This is a genomic window from Pseudomonas sp. OTU5201 (genome assembly GCF_038440135.1).
Classification (GTDB): domain Bacteria; phylum Pseudomonadota; class Gammaproteobacteria; order Pseudomonadales; family Pseudomonadaceae; genus Metapseudomonas; species Metapseudomonas resinovorans.
The window spans coordinates 49537-70092 of sequence record NZ_JASATC010000004.1; the positions used below are offsets into that span (position 1 = coordinate 49537).

Below are 20556 nucleotides of genomic sequence, written 5' to 3' on the forward strand. Positions count from 1 at the left end.
GGAGATAGAAATGGCGTTCAACATCGGTCTCAGCGGCCTGCGGGCGGCGACCAGCGACCTCAACGTCACCGGCAACAACATTGCCAACGCGGGCACCGCGGGTTTCAAACAGTCCCGCGCAGAGTTCGCCGACGTCTACGCTGCCTCGGTGCTCGGCACCGGCAAGAACGCCCAAGGTAGCGGTGTGGCCCTTGGCGATGTGTCCCAGCTGTTCAACCAGGGCAATATCAACTACACCCAGAACGCCCTGGACCTGGCCATCAACGGCAACGGCTTCTTCCAGACCAGTAACAACGGCGAGATCAGCTACACCCGTGCCGGCTATTTCGGCACCGACCGCAACGGCTACATCGTCAACAACTTCGGCTACCGCCTGCAGGGTTACGGCATCGACGGTAACGGCAACGTGCAGAACGGCGTGGTCAGCGACCTGCAGATCCAGACCGGGAACCAGGCCCCCAAGGCCACTACCGAGATCCAGCAGAAGTTCAACCTGAACTCCACGACCAAGGCGCCGACCAATACCCCGTTCGACCCGAGCGACCCGACGACCTACACCTCGTCCACCTCGGTCAACATCTATGACTCCCAGGGCAATGCCCACGTCATGACCCAGTACTTCATCAACAACTCCGATCCGGCGGCCACCCCGCCGGTGACCAACGACTGGACCATGGCCGTGCTCGTGGATGGCCGGAATCCGTCCGACCCGACCAGCACCGATCCCCACACCACCAACCTGCAGTTCAATGCCGACGGCAGCCTGAACACGGCTGGCATGGCCGCGGGCGGCGAGCTGAACTACGACCCGGCTACCGGCCTGATGAACCTCGACGACTGGGTGCCCGCGGTTTCCGATGGCGGTACCCCGGCCAACTGGTCAGCCAACGGCGCCACTGCCAACGCCGGCGGCATCAGCGTCGACATCCGCGGTTCCACCCAGTACTCCAGTGCCTTTGCGGTGAACAGCATCAGCCAGGATGGCTACACCACCGGCCAGTTGGCCGGTCTGGAAATCGACGACACCGGCGTGATCTTCGCCCGTTACACCAACGGCCAGTCCAAGGTGCAGGGGCAGGTGATCCTCGCCAACTTCGCCAACGCCCAGGGCCTCAGCCCGGTGGGCAAGACTGGCTGGGTACAGTCCTTCGAGTCCGGTGAGCCGGTGGTCGGCACCCCGCGCTCCGGCACGCTGGGTGCCCTGCAGGCCGGCGCGCTGGAAGATTCCAACGTCGAGCTGTCGGATCAACTGGTGAACCTGATCGTTGCCCAGCGCAACTACCAGGCCAACGCCAAGACTATCCAGACAGAGGACGCCGTGACCCAGACCATCATCAACCTGCGTTGATGAGCGGCTGCATCCTTTCGATGGAGTAGCTGATGTAGGAGCGAGCTTGCTCGCGAAGGTTTGCCCATTCGCGGGCAAGCCCGCTCCTACTGGCGGCAAATCCCCTTGCCGCTGGCGGCAGCCGCTGGCCGCCAGCGCTTTGACTAGGCCCTGCAAAGGGCTTTTTTCTTTTATGGAAAATCCTTTTATTTCAGTGTCTTGAGAATGATATTCGAGTTTGGCATGGCGCTTGCTGGATAGCCTGCAAAGAGCCAAGGGCGGCAACGCCCACTCGGAGAGATTCATGGACAAGATGCTTTACGTCGCGATGAGCGGAGCCAGCCAGAACAGCCTGGCCCAGCGTGCTCATGCCAATAACCTGGCGAACATCTCCACCACCGGTTTCCGTCGTGACTTCGAGCAGGCGCGCTCCATGCCGGTGTTCGGTGACAGCTTTCCGTCGCGGGTCTATGCCATGACCGAGCGCCCGGGTACCGACTTCACCCCGGGTGCCCTGCAGGAAACCGGTCGGGACCTGGATGTGGCCATCGAAGGAGAGGGCTGGATCGCGGTCCAGTCCCCGGACGGCAGCGAAGCCTACGTGCGTACCGCCAGCCTGCAGATCGATGCCCTTGGCCAGCTGCGCACCGGCAATGGTTTGCCGGTCATGGGCAATGCCGGTCCCATTGCCATTCCGCCGGAGCAGAAAGTCGAGATCGGCCAGGACGGCACCATCAGCATCCGCGCCCTGGGTGAGAACCCCAACGTGGTGGCGGAGGTGGACCGCATCAAGCTGGTCAATCCCGATCCCAAGCAGCTGGAGAAAGGCAGCGACGGCATGATCCGGGTCAAGGACCCGCAGCAGTTGGTGCAGGCGGATGCCAATGTGCAGGTGACCTCCGGCTTCCTGGAAGCCAGCAACGTCAATGCCGTGGAAGAGATGACGGCGATCCTCTCACTGTCCCGCCAGTTCGAGCTTTCCGTGAAGATGATGCGTACCGCCGAGGACAATGCCTCGGCGATGGCGCGGGTCTTGCAGTTCAGCTAATCACCAGTACGCGGCGCCATGATTCCGGCGCCCGAGGAGAGATAGATGCTTCCGGCACTCTGGGTCAGCAAGACCGGCCTGTCCGCCCAGGACATGAACATGACCACCATTTCCAACAACCTGGCGAACGTGTCGACCACGGGGTTCAAACGCGACCGCGCCGAGTTCGAGGACCTGCTGTACCAGATCCGTCGCCAGCCGGGCGGCCAGACCAGCCAGGACAGCGAGCTGCCTACCGGCTTGCAGCTGGGTACGGGTGTGCGCATCGCCGGCACCCAGAAGATCTTCACCCAGGGCAGCCTGCAAACCACCGAACAACCCCTGGACATGGCGGTCAACGGGCGCGGCTTCTTTCAGATACTGATGCCGGACGGCACCGTCGGCTACACCCGCGACGGCAGCTTCCACCTGAACTCCGATGGCCAGTTGGTCACCTCCCAGGGGTTTGCCCTGGAGCCGGCCATCGTGCTCCCCACCGATGTGCAGACCTTCACCGTGGGTGAGGACGGCACCGTTTCCGTCACCACCGCCGGCAACCCTGCCGCCCAGGTGATCGGCAATATCCAGACCGCCGACTTCGTCAATCCGGCTGGCCTCCAGGCCATCGGCAACAACCTGTTCCTGGAAACCGCCTCCAGCGGGGCGCCGCAGGTCGGTACTCCGGGCCTTACCGGTCTCGGGACCGTGCAGCAGAACACCCTGGAAAACTCCAACGTCAGCGTGGTCGAGGAGCTGGTGAACATGATCACCACCCAGCGCGCCTACGAGATGAACTCCAAGGTCATCTCCACCGCTGACCAGATGCTCGCTTTCGTCACGCAGAACCTGTAACGCCTTGAGGTAGTCGCCATGAACCGGCTGATCATTCTTCTCCCGCTGCTCGGTATCGCCTTTATCCAGGGCTGTGTGCAGCCGGCTCCGCGGCCGAACGATCCGTACTACGCGCCCGTACTGCCGCGCACGCCATTGCCGGCGGCGCAGACCAACGGCGCCATCTACCAGGCCGGCTTCGAGACCAACCTCTACGACGACCGCAAGGCCTACCGCGTGGGTGACATCATCACCATCACCCTCAACGAGCGCACCCAGGCCAGCAAGAACGCCAACTCGCAGATCCAGAAGGACAGCAACGCCAACATCGGCCTGACGTCCCTGTTCGGCGGCGGCGTTTCGGTGAACAACCCCAATGGCGGCCTCAATCCGCTGGACGCCGCGCGCCTGTCTCTGGACGCGGAGTACAACGCCACCCGCGATACCAAGGGTGATTCCAAGGCAGGGCAGAGCAACAGCCTGTCCGGCTCCATCACCGTCACCGTCTCGGAAGTGCTGCCCAATGGCATCCTCGCGGTACGCGGCGAGAAGTGGCTGACCTTGAATACCGGAGACGAACTGGTGCGTATCGCCGGGATGGTCCGCGCCGACGATATCGGTACCGATAACACCGTACCGTCCAACCGCGTGGCGGATGCGCGTATCACCTATTCCGGCACTGGCGCCTTCGCTGATGCCAGTCAGCCTGGCTGGTTCGATCGGTTCTTCATCAGCCCGCTGTTCCCGTTCTGATGAGGCTGACCATGAAGCGACTGATATCAGCCCTCTGCCTGCTGATTGCCGCCGGCACCGTTCAGGCCGAACGCCTGAAGGATCTGGCGAGCATCCAGGGCGTGCGTAACAACCAGCTGATCGGCTACGGCCTGGTGGTGGGCCTGAATGGCACGGGTGACCAGACCACCCAGACGCCCTTCACCCTGCAGACCTTCAACAACATGCTGGCCCAGTTCGGTATCAAGGTGCCGGCCAACGTCGGCAACGTCCAGCTGAAGAACGTCGCGGCGGTGTCCATCCACGCCGACTTGCCGCCCTTCGCCAAGCCCGGCCAGACCATCGACGTCACCATTTCCTCCATCGGCAACGCCAAGAGCCTGCGTGGCGGCAGCCTGCTGATGAGCCCGCTGAAGGGCATCGACGGCAATGTCTACGCCATCGCTCAGGGCAACCTGGTGGTGGGTGGGTTCGACGCCGAAGGCAGCGATGGCTCGAAAATCACCGTCAACGTTCCCTCGTCCGGCCGCATTCCCTCTGGCGCCACCGTCGAGCGTCCGGTGCCGAGCGGTTTCGAGCAGGGCAATACCCTTACCCTGAACCTCAATCGCCCGGACTTCACCACCGCGAAGAACATCGTCGACAAGCTCAACGAACTGCTTGGCCCGGGCGTGGCCCAGGCTATCGACGGCGGTTCGGTGCGGGTCAGCGCGCCGCTGGACCCGAGCCAGCGCGTGGACTACCTCTCGGTGATCGAGAACCTGGAGGTCGAGGCCGGCCAGGCCGTGGCCAAGGTCATCATCAACTCGCGCACCGGCACCATCGTCATCGGTCAGAACGTGCGGGTTCAACCGGCCGCCGTAACCCATGGCAGCCTCACCGTCACCATCACCGAAGACCCCATCGTCAGTCAGCCGGAAGCCTTCTCCGGCGGTCAGACCGCGGTTGTGCCGCGGTCCAGGGTCAATGCCGAGGAAGAAGCCAAGCCGATGTTCAAGTTCGGCCCCGGCACCACGCTCGACGAGATCGTGCGTGCGGTCAACCAGGTGGGGGCGGCACCGTCGGACCTGATGGCCATCCTCGAAGCGCTCAAGCAGGCCGGTGCCCTGCAAGCCGACCTGATCGTGATTTAAGGGAATGGCGATGAACTCGAAACTCTCCGCAGGTCTCGCCACCGGCTCCAGGCTGGACAGCGGCGCCTACACCGACCTGAACCGGCTCAGCCAACTCAAGACCGGCAAGGATCGCGACAGCGAGGGCAACATCCGCAAGGTGGCTCAGGAGTTCGAGTCGCTGTTCCTCAACGAAATGATGAAGTCCATGCGTCAGGCGGGTGAGGCCTTCTCCGAAGGCAACTACCTGAACAGCAACGAGACCAAGACCTACCAGGAGATGCACGACCAGCAGTTGGCCGTGACCCTGTCCAAGCAGGGCGGTGTGGGCCTGGCCGATGTGCTGACCCGTCAGTTGTCCAAGGTCCGTCATTCGGATCGGCCGAACCCCTTCGCCCAGGTCCAGTCCGGTGTCCAGGCCAACTGGCCGGCACAGGGCAGCAAGCCGGTGGCGAAGACTGAAGAGGCCAGCGCCTTCGCGCGTGATGACTCCAGGCTGCTCAATCAGCGTCGACTGGCGCTGCCGAGCAAACTGAGCGACCGCCAGATGGCCGGCATCGTGCCGTCGCCCGAGCAGGTCGCCGGCACATCGCTGGCCGGCAAGGATTGGACCCCGGCCAAGACCTACGCCGCGCCGGAGCGCGAGTCGGTGGCCGGCGTCGATTCCACCAAGGCCGCCGGCAAGCGTGTGTTTGCCTCGCGCAACGAGTTCATCGAAACGCTGCTGCCGATGGCCGAAAAGGCCGCCGAGCGTATCGGCGTCGACCCCCGCTACCTGGTGGCACAGGCCGCGCTGGAAACCGGCTGGGGCAAGTCGATCATCCGCGAGGGCGATGGCACCAGCAGTCACAACCTGTTCGGCATCAAGGCCCACAAGAGCTGGGACGGCGAGTCGGCGCGGGTCATGACCACCGAGTACAAAGGCGGCAAGGCGGTGAAGGAGGCGGCGTCGTTCCGCTCCTACAACTCCTTCGAGCAGAGCTTCCACGACTACGTGAGCTTCCTGCAGAACAACGACCGCTACCAGGAAGCGCTGGATTCCGCGGAGAAGCCGGAGCAGTTCGTGCGCGAGCTGCAGAAGGCCGGCTACGCCACCGACCCCCAGTACGCCCGCAAGATCACCCAGATCGCCCGCGGCATGCAGATCTACCAGGCCGTTGCCGCCGTCGACGGCACGACCACCAGGATATGAGGCTGAGTCATGGCTGACTTACTGAACATTGGCTTGTCCGGGCTGCGCGTCAGCCAGAGCCAGTTGACCGTCACCGGTCACAACATCGCCAACGTCAACACCCCCGGTTTCACGCGCCAGAGTGCGGCTCAGGCGACCACGCTGCCGCAGTTCTCCGGTTCGGGCTACATCGGCAGCGGCGTGAGCCTGACGGATATCCGTCGCAGCTACAGCGAATTCCTCACCGCGCAGCTGCGCAACACCACCTCACTCAGCAGTGACGTGGATGCCTACAAGAGTCAGATCGACCAGCTCGATTCGCTGCTGTCCGGTACGACCACCGGCATCAGCCCGTCGCTGAAGAGTTTTTTCGCCGCCATGCAGACGGCTGCGGAGGACCCTGCGAACATTCCGGCGCGGCAGTTGGTGCTGTCCGAGGCCGAGGGCCTGGCGCGGCGTTTCAACACCATCTACGACAGGCTGGCGGCGCAGAACGAATCGCTGAACAAGCAGCTGTCTTCCGTCACTGACCAGGTCAACCGCCTGGCCGGGTCCATCGCCAGCCTGAACGACGCGATTGCCGTCGCCTCGGCCAACGGCAAGGAACCGAACGACCTGATGGACGCCCGCGAGGAAGCCATCCGCCAGTTGTCTACCTATGTGGGCGTCAGCGTGGTGCCGCAAAGTGACGGCACCCAGAGCATCTTCGTCGGCACCGGCCAGCCTCTGGTGGTGGGCAGCACGGCGAACCGCCTGGAGGCCGTCCCCGGCAAAGGCGACCCGACCCGCTTCGAGCTGGAATTCGTCAGCGGCGACTCGCGCCAGGGCGTCACCACTTTGCTCAGCGGCGGCGAGTTGGGTGGCCTGGTCCGCTACCGAGAGGAAACCCTCGACGCCAGTCTCAACTCGGTGGGTCGCCTGGCCCTGGCCATTACCGAGCAGGTCAACACCCAACTGGGCCAAGGCCTGGACCTGAAAGGGCAAGTGGGTACGGCGCTGTTCGGTGACTACAACGATCCGGCGCTGGCGGCGCTTCGGGTCAAGGCGTTTTCCGGCAACAGCAATGCCCAGCCGGCCTTGAACATCACCAACACCAGTCTGCTTTCCACCAGCGACTACCAGATGGAATACGACGCCACGGCCACGCCGCCCTACAGGGTGCGCCGCCTGAGTGACAACCAGGACATGGTGGTTACCGACAGTACCCCGTCCGGCACGCTGACCATCAAGGACAGTGCGGGACGCGATCAGGGCTTCCAGATCGCCCTGGGCACGCCGCCGCCCACCACCGGCGACAAGTTCATCCTCCAGCCGACCCGCTCCGGCGCGCTGGACATGAAGGCCGTGCTGGACCAGGCGGACCAGTTGGCCTTCGCTGCGCCGCTGCATTCGGAAGCCAACCTGCAGAACAAGGGCACTGGCGCCATTGGTCAGCCGTCCATCAGCAACGTGCTCAAGCCCATGAGCCAGGCACACCTGGCGGCGATTTCCTCGATCACCCTGAACTACACCGCAGGCTCGCCCAGCGGCACCCTGTCGTTTTCCGGCCTGCCGGCCGGGGTGACCATCAGCCAGCCGGCTTCCGGAACCCTGAACGTGACGCCGGGGCAGACCAACGAACTGAGCTACACGGTTTCGGTGACCACTGGCACGCCGCCGACGACCCAGTCGTTCGAGATCAAGCAGAGCTTCAGCGGTCGGGCGGAGACTGGCGACAGCTTCAGCCTTGCCGTCAGCGCCAATGGCGTCTCCGACAACCGCAACGCGCTGAAACTGGCGGACCTGCAGACCAAGGCTGCCGTTGGTGTCGATGCCCTGGTCAATGGCACCGGTTCGAGCTTCACCGACGGCTACGGCGACCTGGTCGAGCGCGTTGGCACCCTCACCGCCCAGGCGCGGGTGGACAGCGAAGCCAGTGCGGCGATCCTCAAACAGGCCACCGACAACCGGGATTCCCTGTCCGCTGTCAGCCTCGATGAAGAGGCGGGCAACCTGATCAAGTTCGAGCAGTACTACAACGCTTCGTCGCAGGTGATTCAAGTTGCGCGCAGCCTGTTCGATACCCTGATGAACACCTTCCGCTGACGGACCCGGCCATGCGAATTTCTACCATCCAGCAATTCAATAACGGCGTGATGGGGCTGCAGCGGAACTACGCCAACGTGACCCGTACCCAAGAGCAGATCAGCACCGGCAATCGCATCCTGACCCCCGCGGATGACCCGGTGGCGTCGGTACGCCTGCTGCAGCTCGACCAGCAGCAGGGCATCCTTGAGCAGTACAGCTCCAACCTGACGGCAGCCAAGAACAGCCTGACCCAGGAGGAGGCCACCCTGGAGTCGGTCAACACGGTGCTCCAGCGCGTGCGCGAACTGGCCGGGGAAGCGGGCAATGGCGCCCTCAGCGCTGCGGACCGCAAGTCCATCGCCGCCGAACTGCGCGAGCGGGAAGATGAGTTGCTGAGCCTGATGAACACCCGCAACGCGCGCGGCGAGTACATCTTCTCCGGCTTCCAGGGCAAGACCCAACCCTTCGTGCGCAACGCCGATGGCAGCTACAGCTATGAGGGCGACGAAGGCCAGCGCAAGCTGCAGATCGCCAGCTCGCTGCAAGTGGCCATCAGCGACAACGGCAAGGCCATCTTCGAGAACGTGATCAACGCTGGCCGCCTGGACAGCGCCCTGACCAACAGCCCTGCCGGTTCTACCCTGAGCCCCTCGGCGCCGCTGGTGCAGGACGAGGTCGCGTTTTCCGGCAATCCGCCATTCCCCAACGCCGGCGTGCAGATCGTGTTCGGCAACCCCGACGCCAACAGTTATGAAATCTTCGAGCAGGGCACCACCACGCCAGTGCTGGGCAGTGGTGTCATCGACACGGATGACCGCACTGCCGACCAGGTCGTGTTCCGCGGCGTCAGCATCAAGTTCGACGGCGTTCCCGTGGGCGGTGAAACCATCGAAGTCACCCCGCAGCCCAATGAGCAGAAGCAGGGCATCCTCGACACCATCGCCAACCTGCGCAAGGCGCTGGAAAACGCCCCCGACACACCGGCCGGCAACTTGCAGGTCCGGGATTCCGTGGCGGAGGCCCTGACCAACCTGGACAACGGCATGACCGTGGTCGACTCGGTGCGCGGTGGCATCGGCGCGCGCCTGAACGTGGTGGAGTCCACCCTGACTGACAACGAAGACGTGACCCTGGTGAACAAGGCCGTGCAGGCCGACCTGCGGGAGCTGGACTATGCCGAGGCCCTGTCGCGGCTGTCGTTCCAGTCGATCATCCTGGAAGCGTCGCAGCAGAGTTACGTGAAGATCGCGTCGCTGACGCTGTTCAACAAGCTGGGCTGATTGGCGCGCCGCCGGAGCCTTGGGGAGCGGGAATGAATATCGGTGTATTCGGGGCAGGTTACGTCGGCCTGGTTCAGGCGGCCGTGCTGGCCAACGTTGGCCACAACGTGCTGTGTATTGAAAGCGATACCGGCAAGCGGGCGATGCTCGAGCGGGGCGAGGTGCCGATCTTCGAGCCCGGTCTGACGGGTATGGTGCAGTCCAATGTTCAGGCGGGGCGCCTGCGCTTCTCCGGTTCGCTGGAGGACGCAGTTCGCCATGCGCGGGTGCAGTTCATCGCCGTCGGCACGCCGTCCGATGCCGAAGGGCAGGCGGACCTCAGCCAGGTGTTCGAGGTGGCAAGGGGCATTGCCAGCGTCACCGGAAACGACCAGGTCGTCATCAACAAGTCCACTGTGCCGGTGGGCACCGCCGACGAACTGCAGGCCTTGATGAGCCAGGTCCTTGCCGAGCGTGGTCGTCGCGAACTGCACATCGACGTGGTGTCCAATCCCGAGTTCCTCAAGCAGGGCGCAGCGGTGAGCGATTGCCAGCGGCCGGACCGGATCATCATCGGTTCCAGCGAGCCCGCCAGCATCGAACTGCTCCAGGAGCTCTACAACCCGTTCAACCGCAATCGCGAAAAGATCATGGTCATGGATCGGCGCAGCGCCGAGCTGACCAAGTACGCGGCCAACTGCTTCCTGGCCACCAAGATCTCTTTCATGAATGAGATGGCGGGGCTTTCCGAACTCTTCGGTGCCGATATCGAAGCGGTGCGCCGTGGCATTGGCGCCGATCCGCGCATCGGCTACGACTTCATCTACCCTGGCTGCGGCTACGGTGGCGCCTGCTTCCCGAAGGATGTGAGCGCGCTGAAGGCATCGGCAAGAACCGCCGGCCACGAGCCGGCGATCCTGCACGCGGTGGCGACGGTCAACGAGCGGCAGAAACGCAAGGTCGGCGAAAGCATTCACCACCACTACGGCGGCGATTTGCGCGGGCGGGTCATTGCCCTGTGGGGCCTTGCCTTCAAGGCCAACACCGGGGATATGCGCGAAGCGCCGAGTCGGACCTTGCTGGAGCAGCTCTGGCAGGCTGGTGCGCAGGTTCGCGCCTACGACCCGGAGGCCATGCCGGAATGCCGTCGCCTCTATGGCGAGCGGCCTGATCTGGTCTTGCTGGACAGCAAGGAAGAAGCGCTGGAGGGCGCCGATGCGCTGGCCATCGTCACCGACTGGCAGAGCTTCAAGGCGCCGGATTTCGACCTGATCCGCAATACCCTCAGAGACGCCCTGATCTTCGACGGGCGCAACCTCTACGATCCTCGCGTGATGCAGCGCTACGGCCTGCGCTACCACTCTATCGGCCGTCTCCCGGCCTGATCGATCCCCAGGATATCCACTCCGGCCGCAGCCGCTCGATCGGGGTGGCCTGCTTATTGCAGAACCTGGGCATCGAACAACAGCATGCCGACTAATTGACGGGTCGGTACGCCAGGGAGAGCCCGCTCCCCTGGCCCCAAGGGGGTAGTGATGAAGGCGGTCATTCTTGCCGGAGGCCTGGGCACTCGCATCAGCGAGGAGTCCCACCTCAAGCCTAAGCCGATGATTGAAATCGGCGGCAAGCCAATCCTCTGGCACATCATGAAGATCTACTCCCATTACGGCATCCAGGATTTCGTCATCTGCCTGGGCTACAAGGGCTACGTGATCAAGGAGTACTTCGCCAACTACTTCCTGCACATGTCCGATGTCACCTTCGACATGTCGAAGAACACCATGGAAGTCCATCAGCGCTATGTCGAGCCCTGGCGGGTGACGCTGGTCGACACCGGCGAAGAGACCCTGACCGGTGGCCGCCTGCGTCGCGTCCGCGAGCATCTCGGCGACGAGCCGTTCTGCTTCACCTACGGCGATGGCGTGGCGGACATCGACATTGGCGCACTGGTGGATTTCCATCATTCCCACGGCAAGCCGGCCACCGTCACCGCCATTCAGCCGCCGGGGCGCTACGGCGCGCTGGGCCTGGATGAAGAGCGGGTCGGCAGCTTCCAGGAGAAGCCTGCCGGGGATGGTTCCTGGATCAATGGCGGCTTCTTCGTGCTCGATCCCTCGGTCATCGACTATATCGACGGCGACCAGAGCAGCTGGGAAGGGGCGCCCTTGATGCAGTTGGCGGCCAATGACAAGCTCATGGCATTTCGCCATCGCGGCTTCTGGCAGGCCATGGATACCTTGCGCGACAAGAATCAGTTGAACGACCTCTGGTACGGCGGCCGCGCGCCCTGGAAGGTCTGGTAATGGGCCAATTCGCCGAGCGTTATCGCGGGCGCCGGGTCCTGGTCACGGGGCATACCGGCTTCAAGGGCAGCTGGCTGGCCACCTGGCTGGTGGAATTGGGCGCCGAGGTGACTGGCGTATCCCTGCCCGAGGAGTCTGATGGCGACGCCCGCCACTGGACAGCGCTGCAGCTGCCGGTAACCGACCTGCGCGGTGACATCCGTGACGCCGAATTCCTGCGCGGAGTAGTCGCGGCCCAGCGGCCCGAAATCGTGTTTCACCTGGCTGCCCAGTCCCTGGTCCGGCCGTCCTATCGCGACCCGTTGCTGGCATGGTCGAGCAATGTCATGGGGACCGCCAACGTGCTGGAAGCCTGCCGCCAGGTAGCAGGCGTCGAGGCCGTGCTGGTGGTGACCACCGACAAGGTCTACGAGAACCATGAGTGGTCCTGGGGCTATCGCGAGTCTGACGGGCTTGCCGGGCATGATCCCTACAGTGCCTCCAAGGCTGCTACCGAGTTGCTCTGCGACAGCTACCGCAAGTCCTTCTGGCAGGAACGGGGCCCGCTGCTGGCCACCGCGAGGGCAGGCAACGTCATCGGTGGCGGTGACTGGGCGGAAGATCGCCTGATTCCCGATCTGGTTCGTGCCGTTCAGGCGGGCCGCGAGCTGGAAATCCGTTCCCCTTCGGCCACCCGGCCCTGGCAGCATGTGCTGGAGTGTCTCTCCGGCTACCTCTTGCTCGGCCAGCGCCTGCTGGAGGGTGATCGAGCGTGCGCCGAGGCCTGGAACTTCGGTCCTTCTCCCGACGCCAATCGATCGGTGGCGCAAGTGCTCGGCGCGCTGCAGCGGCACTGGCCGGCCCTGGGTTGGCGTGCCACCTCCAGTGATGGTCTGCACGAGGCTCAACTGCTCTACCTGGACAGCGCCAAGGCGCGGGCGCGCCTGCGTTGGACGCCGGTCTGGGCGCTGGAGACGGCCCTGGAAGTCACCGCTGACTGGTATCGCCGCGACCTCGCCGGCGAGGGGCCAGCCACTTTCGAACAACTGAAACGCTTCGGCGAGGCGGCGCGCCAGGTGGAGTGTGTATGGGCTTGAGCCTGGCCACTACGCCCATCGACGGCCTGGTGCGCGTCGACTGCCCTTCGCATTGCGATGAGCGTGGCGCCTTCACCCGCCTGTTTTGTGCTGACAGCCTGGCGCTCTTGCTGGGCGAGCGGCGCATCGTGCAGATCAACCAGTCCCGCACCTGCGCCGTCGGTGCCGTGCGTGGGTTGCATTTCCAGCATTTTCCCCATGCCGAGATGAAGCTGGTGCGCTGTACGCGCGGCCGAGTGTGGGACGTGATCGTCGACCTGCGCCGTGGGTCGCCCAGCTTCCTGCGCTGGCATGCGGAGGAACTGAGCGCTGAGAACCAGCGCATGCTGGTGATTCCGGAAGGGTGTGCCCACGGCTTCCAGGTACTTGAGGCCGACAGCGAGCTGCTCTATCTGCACACCGAGTTCTACCGCCCCGAGGCCGAAGGTGGTCTGCGCCACGATGACCCCGCACTGGCTATCGCCTGGCCGTTGGAGGCGCGCGACCTGTCGCAACGTGATCGCCAACATCCTTTCCTTACCCCGGACTTCATCGGACTGGCCCCATGAACTGTCGGCATTGCCATACCGCGCTGCAGCACCCGTTTCTGGACCTTGGTCATGCGCCGCCGTCCAATGCCTACCTGACCGCTGCCGACCTTGCCCGGCCCGAGCGCTATTTCCCATTGCGCCTGTGGGTCTGCGACCAGTGCTGGCTGGTGCAGACCGAGGACTATGCCGAGGCCGGCGAGCTGTTCGATGCCGAGTACGCCTATTTCTCCTCCACCTCCAGCAGTTGGCTGGAGCACGCGCGCCGCTATGCCGAGCGTATGCGTGAAAGTCTCGGACTGGGCGCGGACAGCCTGGTGATCGAGGTCGCTTCCAATGACGGCTACCTGCTGAAGAACTTCGTTGCGGCGGGCATTCCCTGTCTGGGTGTCGAGCCGACTGCGAGCACCGCTGACGCGGCCGAACGTCTCGGCATTCCGGTGCTGCGCGAATTCTTCGGCGAGGCCCTGGGCCGGCGCCTGGCGGAGGACGGTCGTCAGGCCGACCTGCTGATCGGCAACAACGTGTTCGCCCATGTGCCGGACATCAACGATTTCTCCCGCGGCCTCAAGGCCGCACTCAAGCCCGGCGGTACTCTGACCCTGGAGTTTCCGCACCTGTTGCGGCTGGTCGAGCTGGTGCAGTTCGACACCGTCTACCACGAACATTTCTCCTACCTGTCGCTCTACAGCGTCGAGCGCATCCTGGCGGCCGCCGGCCTGCGAGTGCACGACGTCGAGGCGTTGACCACCCATGGCGGCAGCCTGCGAATCTTCGCCTGCCACCAGGACGACGAGCGCCCTTGCTCGGCGGCAGTGGATGCCGTACTGCGGGCAGAGGCGAACGCCGGCTTGCGTGACCTGGCGATCTACAGCGGTTTCCAGGCCAGGGCGGATCGGGTGAAGGACGATCTGCTGGGCTTCCTGTTGGAGCAGAAGCGGGCAGGGCGACGAGTCGCCGCCTATGGCGCCGCAGCCAAGGGCAACACCATCCTCAACTACGCCGGGGTCAAGCCCGACCTGCTGCCCTGGGTGTTCGACGCTGCGCCATCGAAGCAGGGCAAGTACCTGCCAGGCAGCCATGTGCCGATCCGCTCCCCGCAGGAGCTGGACGACGTGAGGCCCGACCTGCTGTTGATCCTGCCGTGGAACATCGCGGATGAGGTGATGCGGCAGAACGAACGCATTCGCCAGTGGGGCGGGCGTTTCGTCACGGCCGTACCGACGTTGGAGGTGAAATGAACCCACGTATCCAGTACACCCAGCCGTCCATCTCCGAGTTGGAGGTGCAGTACGTGACCGATGCTGCCCGTAATGGCTGGGGGCCGCGCTGCTACGAGTACATCGAGCGCTTCGAGGCTGCATTCAAATCTCATTTGGGCGTGAAGCACGCCATCGCCACGTCGAGCTGCACCGGCGCACTGCACATGGGGCTGGCGGCGCTGGGCGTCGGTGCCGGCGACGAGGTAATCCTGGCGGATACCAACTGGATCGCCTCAGTCGCGCCGGTCGTGCACCTGGGGGCGACGCCGGTGTTCGTCGACATCCTCGAGGACTCCTGGTGCCTGGATCCGGCTCGAGTCGAAGCTGCCATCACGCCGCGAACCAAGGCGATCATTGCCGTGCACCTGTACGGCAACCTCTGTGACATGGAAGCATTGCTGGCTCTCGGTGAGCGTCACGGCATCCCGGTGGTGGAGGACGCGGCCGAGGCCATCGGCGCCCAATACCAGGGGCTTCGTGCCGGCAGCCTGGGGCGTTTCGGGGCGTTCTCCTTCCACGGCACCAAGACCATGACGACCGGCGAAGGCGGCATGTTCGTCACCAATGATGACGAGCTGTACGAGCGTGTGCTTAGCCTTTCCAACCACGGTCGTGTGCGCGGCCAGGCGCGCCAGTTCTGGCCCGACTTGCTGGGCTTCAAGTACAAGATTTCCAACCTGCAGGCGGCCCTGGGGTGTGCCCAGGTCGAGCGGATCGACGAGCTGGTCGAGCGCAAGCGCGCGATCCTCACGGCCTATCGACACCGTCTGGGGGGGCTCACTGGCCTCAGTCTCAACCCGGAGCCGGCCGGAACCCGCATCGGCGCCTGGATGCCCACCGTGGTCTTCGCCGCCGAGCTTGGTGTCTCGCGCGAACGGCTACTGGCGCGCTTCGCCGAGGACAACATCGACGCGCGGGTGTTCTTCTACCCGCTGTCGGACCTGCCGATGTTCGAGGGCTACCGGAAACCCGACGGCGGCAATGCGGCCAGCATCGCTGCACGGGCCGTCAACCTGCCCAGCTTCCACGACATCTCCGAGGTGGAGATCGATCGGGTCTGCGCAGTCATCGAGTCCCTGCACCGCGAGGCCGGCCGGTGAGCACCGTGGTGATTTCCCAGCCGATGTACTTCCCCTGGGTGGGGTTGTTCGAGCAATGGCGGCTGGCCGATGACTTCGTGTTCTTCGATGACGTGCAGTTCGCGCGCGGCTTCATCAATCGCGTGCAGTACAAGACGCCGACCGGCAGCAGTTGGCTGACCGTGCCGCTGCGCCAGCACAGCCGCGATGCGCGCATCTGCGACCTGGAATGCTCGGAAGAGGGCGGTTGGCGCGACAAGCATCTGCGCAGCCTGGCGCTGTCACTGGCGGGAACGCCGTACCTGGAGGACGCCATGGGCCTCGCTGAGTCGGTGTTGCTGCGCCGTGAGCTGAGTTTCTGCGAACTGCTGATCGAAGGCATGCAGGCCGTCGCCAGCTACTTCGACCTGCTGGAAGGCAAGCGACTGCACCGTTCTTCGCAGCTCGAGGTGCCGGGACGCAAGAGTGAGCTGATCCAGGGGCTGGTAACCCGCCTGGGCGGCGACCGCTATGTGACCGGCATGGGCGCTTTGAATTACCTCGATCACGAAGCCTGTGAACGGGGCGGCATCGAGGTTTGCTACATGGACTACCGCAAGCGCGAGTACCCGCAGAAATTTGCGCCGTTCACCCCCTACGTCACCGTCCTCGACCTGGTGGCCAACTGTGGGCGGGATGGGCGGCATGTCATCGAATCGGATGTGACGCCTTGGCGGGCGGTAATGGCCGAACGGGATCAAGCATGAACAATCTCAACGAAGTGACCTCGCAGTACAAACCCGGGGCAGTGACCTCCCTGGAGAACGAGCTGATCCTCAACTGGTATCCGCCGCGCATCCTTGGCCGCCTCGACGGCATGGGGTACCGCTCGCTGCTGGAGTTGGGGCTGGGGCACGGCTATACCACCGCGCTGTTCAATCGCCATTTCACGCGTCACGTGGTGGTGGAAGGGGCGTCGGTGGTCATCGACCTGTTCCGCCAGAACTATCCCGATCTGACCATCGAGCTGGTGGAAGGCTACTTCGAGCATTTCAGCAGCGACGAGCAGTTTGACGTGGTGATGATGGGCTTCATCCTCGAGCATGTGGATGACCCCGGCCTGATCCTGCGTCGCTTCCGCAAGCACGTGCGGCCCGGTGGCCGACTCTATGTCGCGGTACCCAATGCCAAGTCGTTGAACCGTCGTCTGGGCCTGGCAATGGGCAAGATTGGGGATATCTATGAGCTCAATGCCAACGACCATGCCCTGGGACACCAGCGTCAGTTTTGCCGCGACACCCTGAAAGCGCTGCTGCACGAAGAGGGCTACCAGGTTACTTGGGAAGAGGGCATCTACCTCAAACCGCTGCCGCTCGGCTACATGCAGATGATGCCGGAATTCGAAGAAAACTTGCGTGCCATGTGCGAGGTCGGTGTGGATTTCCCTGACCTCTGCGTCGGCCTGCTGATGGAAGTGCAGGTGTCCTGATGCCGCGTGCGCTGGTGGTGGGGCCCAACTCGATGCTTGGCAGCCGATTGAGCGAGCGCTTGCGTGAGCTCGGCTGGGACGTTGTTGGCGTCGGCCGGCGTGCCGAATGCGATGTACATCTGGATCTCGGCAGCGCGGAGTTGTACCTGGACTACCCCGTGCTGAAGGCCGATGTGCTGTTCCATTGCGCTTCTGCATTCGGCGATGACTCGCCCGAGGGTGCCTGGCTCAACGAGCGGGTCAATGTACTGGGCAGCCACCAGGTTCTGGCCCTGGCCCGGGCGGCGGGTTGTCGGCAAGTGATATACGCCGGCAGCGTGTCTTCTACTGCGCAGGCGCCGGATCTTGGCTCCTACGGTGCATCCAAGGCGCGTGCAGAGCAGATACTTGCGTGGGGTCTGGAGCGGGAAGGGCTTGGTTTTGCCAGTTTGCGCCTGGCCCAGCTCTACGACGAGCGCGGTGAGTGCGTGAACCATCAGCGCTGGTTCGGTCGCATCGTCAGCTACGCGCGCACCGGCCGCACGTTGCGTTTGCCCCCAGGCGAAGCCCTGCGCAATTTCGTCCACGTGCGAGATGCCGTGGCCGCCTTGGTTCTAGCTGCAGACCAGGAACTGCGTGGGGTCACGCACCTTTGCCACCCCGAGGGCCATAGCTACCTTTCCATCGCCCGCCAGGCCTTCGAGGTGTTCGGCAGTGGCGGTGACGTGGTCATCGCACCGGAGAAGGTACCGTTCCGCCACACTTTTTTTCCGGTGCTCTCGCCGGAGTTTTCAAGCCTGCGTTTCACCAGCCTGCTGGAAGGATTGCGGGGCATTCGTGACGGTGGCCACGCCCAGCGCTTCGAGGTCTTCGATGTTCACTGAGTCCCGTGCCACGCGTGTCCTGGTGACGGGCGTCGGCGCCATCATCGGCCAGGGTATCGTCAAGTCGTTGCGCCTGTTGCCGGGCGTCCAGGTCGTTGGCCTGGACCGCGACCCCGGTGCTTTCGGCCGGCTCGCCTGCGATGTGTTCATCTGCAAGCCGGCGCTGTCGGAAGCCGATCCCGCCTATGGTCGCTTCCTGATGGACCTGTTGGAACGCGAGGCGATCGACTTGGTCCTGCCTGGCATCGAGCAGGACGTGTTCTATTTCGACGCCCATCGGGAGCTGTTTGCGGCGTCCCGAGCGGCCGTGGCACTCAACGACGGCCGCCTGATCCAGCTGGCGCGCGACAAGTGGCGGATGCATGAGGCGCTGCTGGAAGCCGGCATTCCAGCCATTCCATCCCGTATCGAGCCGGATTGGCGACAGGCTCTGGAGCAGCTTGGGCCGGCGCCGCTGCTGTGCAAGCCGCGCAGGGGTTCTGGTGGGCGTGGCCAGGCCCTGGTAGAGGACGAAGACGACCTGTCCTATCTGGCGCGTAAGCACGGTGACAATTTCATGTTGCAGCGCCTGATTGGCAGCGCCGATGAGGAGTACACCGTCGGGCTGTTCGGTTACGGCGACGGCCATTCAAGCCGGCCAGCCATCCTGCGCCGCACCCTGGGGCCGGGAGGCGCTACCTGGCGGGCGCACAGCATCGTCTGCGATCCGCTGATCGAAGCCGCTTGCGAGGAGCTGACTGCGCATTTCCGGCCCGTGGGGCCGACCAACTACCAGTTTCGCAAGACAGAGGGACGTGCCTGGCTGCTGGAGATCAATCCGCGCCTGTCAGCGTCAGTGTCACTACGGGCGGCACTGGGCTTCAACGAGGCGGCGATGAGCATCGACTACTACTGCCGCGGGAAGCGGCCGGACGCTGATACCTGGCGACCGGCGCGCTGCACTCGCTACATCGAAGACCATATCGAGTACCTATGATCGCTGTGATTTCGGACGTCCATGGCAATTTCCCGGCCCTGCGCGCGGTACTCGCGGAGGCGGATCGGCTCGGTTGCAGCCGGGTGATTTCCCTCGGCGACGTCACTGGCTACTACGCCGAACCTGAGAAATGTATCGACCTTCTGGTGGCCCGCGGTGCCATCCAACTGCTCGGCAACCATGACGGCTATTTGACGGAAGGGACGGGATGTCCCCGTTCACGTCTGGTGTCTTCGCTGCTGGAGCACCAGGCGCGGGTCGTGCGGGCGGACCAGTTGGCGCTGCTGGCGAGCCTTTCATCCCTGTACGAGGAAGGCGATGCCTGCTTCGTCCACGGTGGCTGGGAAGACCCGCGTGACCAATACCTTTACCGGGTTTCCGAGGACAAGCTCACCGGCGATTGGCGTTTCTATTTTTCCGGCCACACCCATGTGCAAGTGCTGGCGACCTTGGGCACGAAGACGTATTGCAATCCCGGTTCGGTCGGGCAGCCGCGCGACGGCGACCCGCGTGCGGCATTCGCAGTCTTCGACGGTTCGGAGGTCCGCCTGCAACGGGTGGCCTATGACGTCGACGAGACGGTCCAGGCCATGCGGCGGGCGGGCTACGACGAGCCCCGTTTGTGGGAAAACCTCTACATAGGCGCCCAGATTGGCGGGCGCGTCGACAAAGTCGAAATCATCGAGCGAGAGAACGCAAAGTGAGCGCAAACGAAGAGTTCCAAGCCGAAGTGCAACGCAACATCGAGGCCGCAGGCCAGGACGAGGGGCTGAAGGCGCGTTCCCTTGATTGGATGCTGGAGGCGGGCGGCAAGTACCGTTATTCCTACAATTTCACCTGGCTCGGCCGGCCGATCATCCAGTACCCGCAGGACATCGTGGCGTTGCAGGAGCTGGTCTGGGCCACCCAGCCGGAGCTGATCATCGAGACCGGAATCGCCCATGGCGGCTCACTGATCCTGTTTGCCTCCCTACTGGAACTCAATGCTGCTTGCGGCGGGCCAACCGATGCGCGGGTGCTCGGCATCGACATCGATATCCGTGCCCACAACCGAGAGGCCATCGAGGCCCATCCGATGTCGCGGCGCATCGATATGATCCAGGGCTCCAGCATCGCCCCTGAGGTCATCGAACAGGTGTATCGACAGGCCCAAGGCAAGCGTGTGCTGTTGTCCCTGGATAGCAACCACACCCATGACCATGTGCTGGCGGAGCTAGAGGCTTACGCGCCCCTGGTCACGCCGGGCAGTTACTGCGTGGTGTTCGATACCGTCGTCGAGGACACCCCCGACGAACTCCAGAGTGGCCGTCCCTGGGGACGTGGGAACAGCCCGAAGTCGGCGGTTCGCGAGTATCTGAGCCGCCACCCGGAGTTCCAGGTGGATGAGCGGATGGATCACAAATTGCTCATCAGCGTTGCGCCGGAAGGTTACCTGAAGCGGGTTTGACGCCGCGCGACCCAGGCACTCGGGAAGAG

General features: G+C 64.0%; 20 protein-coding genes. All 20 read left to right on the forward strand.

Annotated elements, in window-relative coordinates:
- Positions 1-10: 10 nt before the first annotated feature.
- The 20 genes from flgE (at position 11) to AAHM40_RS03795 (ending at position 20527) form a co-directional block, all read left to right on the forward strand.
- The gene (gene flgE / locus AAHM40_RS03700) at positions 11-1348 is read left to right on the forward strand and encodes a flagellar hook protein FlgE (RefSeq protein WP_342243463.1); all 1338 of its coding nucleotides are present in this window, start codon (positions 11-13) and stop codon (positions 1346-1348) included.
- Positions 1349-1631: 283 nt separating this feature from the next.
- Positions 1632-2375: a flagellar basal-body rod protein FlgF gene (gene flgF, locus AAHM40_RS03705; RefSeq protein ID WP_280282570.1), complete on the forward strand. Its 744-nt coding sequence runs from the start codon at positions 1632-1634 to the stop codon at positions 2373-2375.
- Between the two features lie 45 nt (positions 2376-2420).
- Positions 2421-3206 carry a flagellar basal-body rod protein FlgG gene (gene flgG / locus AAHM40_RS03710; RefSeq protein ID WP_028626516.1) on the forward strand — a complete coding sequence of 262 codons (786 nt, stop codon included), beginning with the start codon at positions 2421-2423 and terminating at the stop codon, positions 3204-3206.
- Positions 3207-3224: 18 nt separating this feature from the next.
- Positions 3225-3938 (forward strand): flagellar basal body L-ring protein FlgH, encoded by a 714-nt coding sequence (flgH, locus tag AAHM40_RS03715; protein ID WP_028626517.1) that lies wholly within the window; start codon positions 3225-3227, stop codon positions 3936-3938.
- Positions 3939-3949: 11 nt separating this feature from the next.
- Positions 3950-5050, forward strand: coding sequence for a flagellar basal body P-ring protein FlgI (locus tag AAHM40_RS03720; protein ID WP_342243464.1), 1101 nt, complete (start codon positions 3950-3952; stop codon positions 5048-5050).
- Between the two features lie 10 nt (positions 5051-5060).
- Positions 5061-6221: a flagellar assembly peptidoglycan hydrolase FlgJ gene (gene flgJ, locus AAHM40_RS03725; RefSeq protein WP_342243465.1), complete on the forward strand. Its 1161-nt coding sequence runs from the start codon at positions 5061-5063 to the stop codon at positions 6219-6221.
- Positions 6222-6230: 9 nt separating this feature from the next.
- Positions 6231-8285, forward strand: coding sequence for a flagellar hook-associated protein FlgK (flgK, locus tag AAHM40_RS03730; RefSeq protein WP_342243466.1), 2055 nt, complete (start codon positions 6231-6233; stop codon positions 8283-8285).
- An 11-nt stretch (positions 8286-8296) separates the two neighbouring features.
- Complete coding sequence (flgL, locus tag AAHM40_RS03735; RefSeq protein WP_342243467.1) at positions 8297-9547, forward strand: flagellar hook-associated protein FlgL; 1251 nt, start codon at positions 8297-8299, stop codon at positions 9545-9547.
- A gap of 32 nt (positions 9548-9579) precedes the next feature.
- Positions 9580-10911: a UDP-glucose dehydrogenase family protein gene (locus tag AAHM40_RS03740; RefSeq protein ID WP_342243468.1), complete on the forward strand. Its 1332-nt coding sequence runs from the start codon at positions 9580-9582 to the stop codon at positions 10909-10911.
- A gap of 150 nt (positions 10912-11061) precedes the next feature.
- The gene (rfbF, locus tag AAHM40_RS03745; RefSeq protein WP_342243469.1) at positions 11062-11829 is read left to right on the forward strand and encodes a glucose-1-phosphate cytidylyltransferase; all 768 of its coding nucleotides are present in this window, start codon (positions 11062-11064) and stop codon (positions 11827-11829) included.
- Entirely contained in the window at positions 11829-12905 is a 1077-nt protein-coding gene (gene rfbG, locus AAHM40_RS03750) for a CDP-glucose 4,6-dehydratase (protein ID WP_342243470.1), read from the forward strand. Before rfbF ends, rfbG begins: the two co-directional genes overlap by 1 nt.
- On the forward strand, positions 12896-13453 hold the full coding sequence (locus AAHM40_RS03755; RefSeq protein WP_342243471.1) for a dTDP-4-dehydrorhamnose 3,5-epimerase family protein: 558 nt from the start codon (positions 12896-12898) through the stop codon (positions 13451-13453). The genes rfbG and AAHM40_RS03755 overlap by 10 nt, the downstream gene beginning before the upstream one ends.
- Entirely contained in the window at positions 13450-14673 is a 1224-nt protein-coding gene (locus AAHM40_RS03760) for a class I SAM-dependent methyltransferase (protein ID WP_342243472.1), read from the forward strand. Before AAHM40_RS03755 ends, AAHM40_RS03760 begins: the two co-directional genes overlap by 4 nt.
- Positions 14670-15794: a DegT/DnrJ/EryC1/StrS family aminotransferase gene (locus AAHM40_RS03765; protein ID WP_342243473.1), complete on the forward strand. Its 1125-nt coding sequence runs from the start codon at positions 14670-14672 to the stop codon at positions 15792-15794. Before AAHM40_RS03760 ends, AAHM40_RS03765 begins: the two co-directional genes overlap by 4 nt.
- On the forward strand, positions 15791-16519 hold the full coding sequence (locus AAHM40_RS03770; RefSeq protein WP_342243474.1) for a WbqC family protein: 729 nt from the start codon (positions 15791-15793) through the stop codon (positions 16517-16519). The genes AAHM40_RS03765 and AAHM40_RS03770 overlap by 4 nt, the downstream gene beginning before the upstream one ends.
- Entirely contained in the window at positions 16516-17241 is a 726-nt protein-coding gene (locus AAHM40_RS03775; RefSeq protein ID WP_342243475.1) for a class I SAM-dependent methyltransferase, read from the forward strand. The genes AAHM40_RS03770 and AAHM40_RS03775 overlap by 4 nt, the downstream gene beginning before the upstream one ends.
- A complete protein-coding gene (locus tag AAHM40_RS03780) occupies positions 17241-18104 on the forward strand; it encodes an NAD-dependent epimerase/dehydratase family protein (protein ID WP_342243476.1) in 864 nt (287 codons plus the stop codon). The genes AAHM40_RS03775 and AAHM40_RS03780 overlap by 1 nt, the downstream gene beginning before the upstream one ends.
- Positions 18094-19080 (forward strand): ATP-grasp domain-containing protein, encoded by a 987-nt coding sequence (locus tag AAHM40_RS03785; RefSeq protein ID WP_342243477.1) that lies wholly within the window; start codon positions 18094-18096, stop codon positions 19078-19080. Before AAHM40_RS03780 ends, AAHM40_RS03785 begins: the two co-directional genes overlap by 11 nt.
- Complete coding sequence (locus AAHM40_RS03790) at positions 19077-19784, forward strand: metallophosphoesterase family protein (protein WP_342243478.1); 708 nt, start codon at positions 19077-19079, stop codon at positions 19782-19784. The genes AAHM40_RS03785 and AAHM40_RS03790 overlap by 4 nt, the downstream gene beginning before the upstream one ends.
- Positions 19781-20527, forward strand: a complete 747-nt coding sequence (locus AAHM40_RS03795; protein WP_342243479.1) for a cephalosporin hydroxylase family protein — start codon at positions 19781-19783, stop codon at positions 20525-20527. Before AAHM40_RS03790 ends, AAHM40_RS03795 begins: the two co-directional genes overlap by 4 nt.
- The last annotated feature ends 29 nt before the right edge of the window (positions 20528-20556 follow it).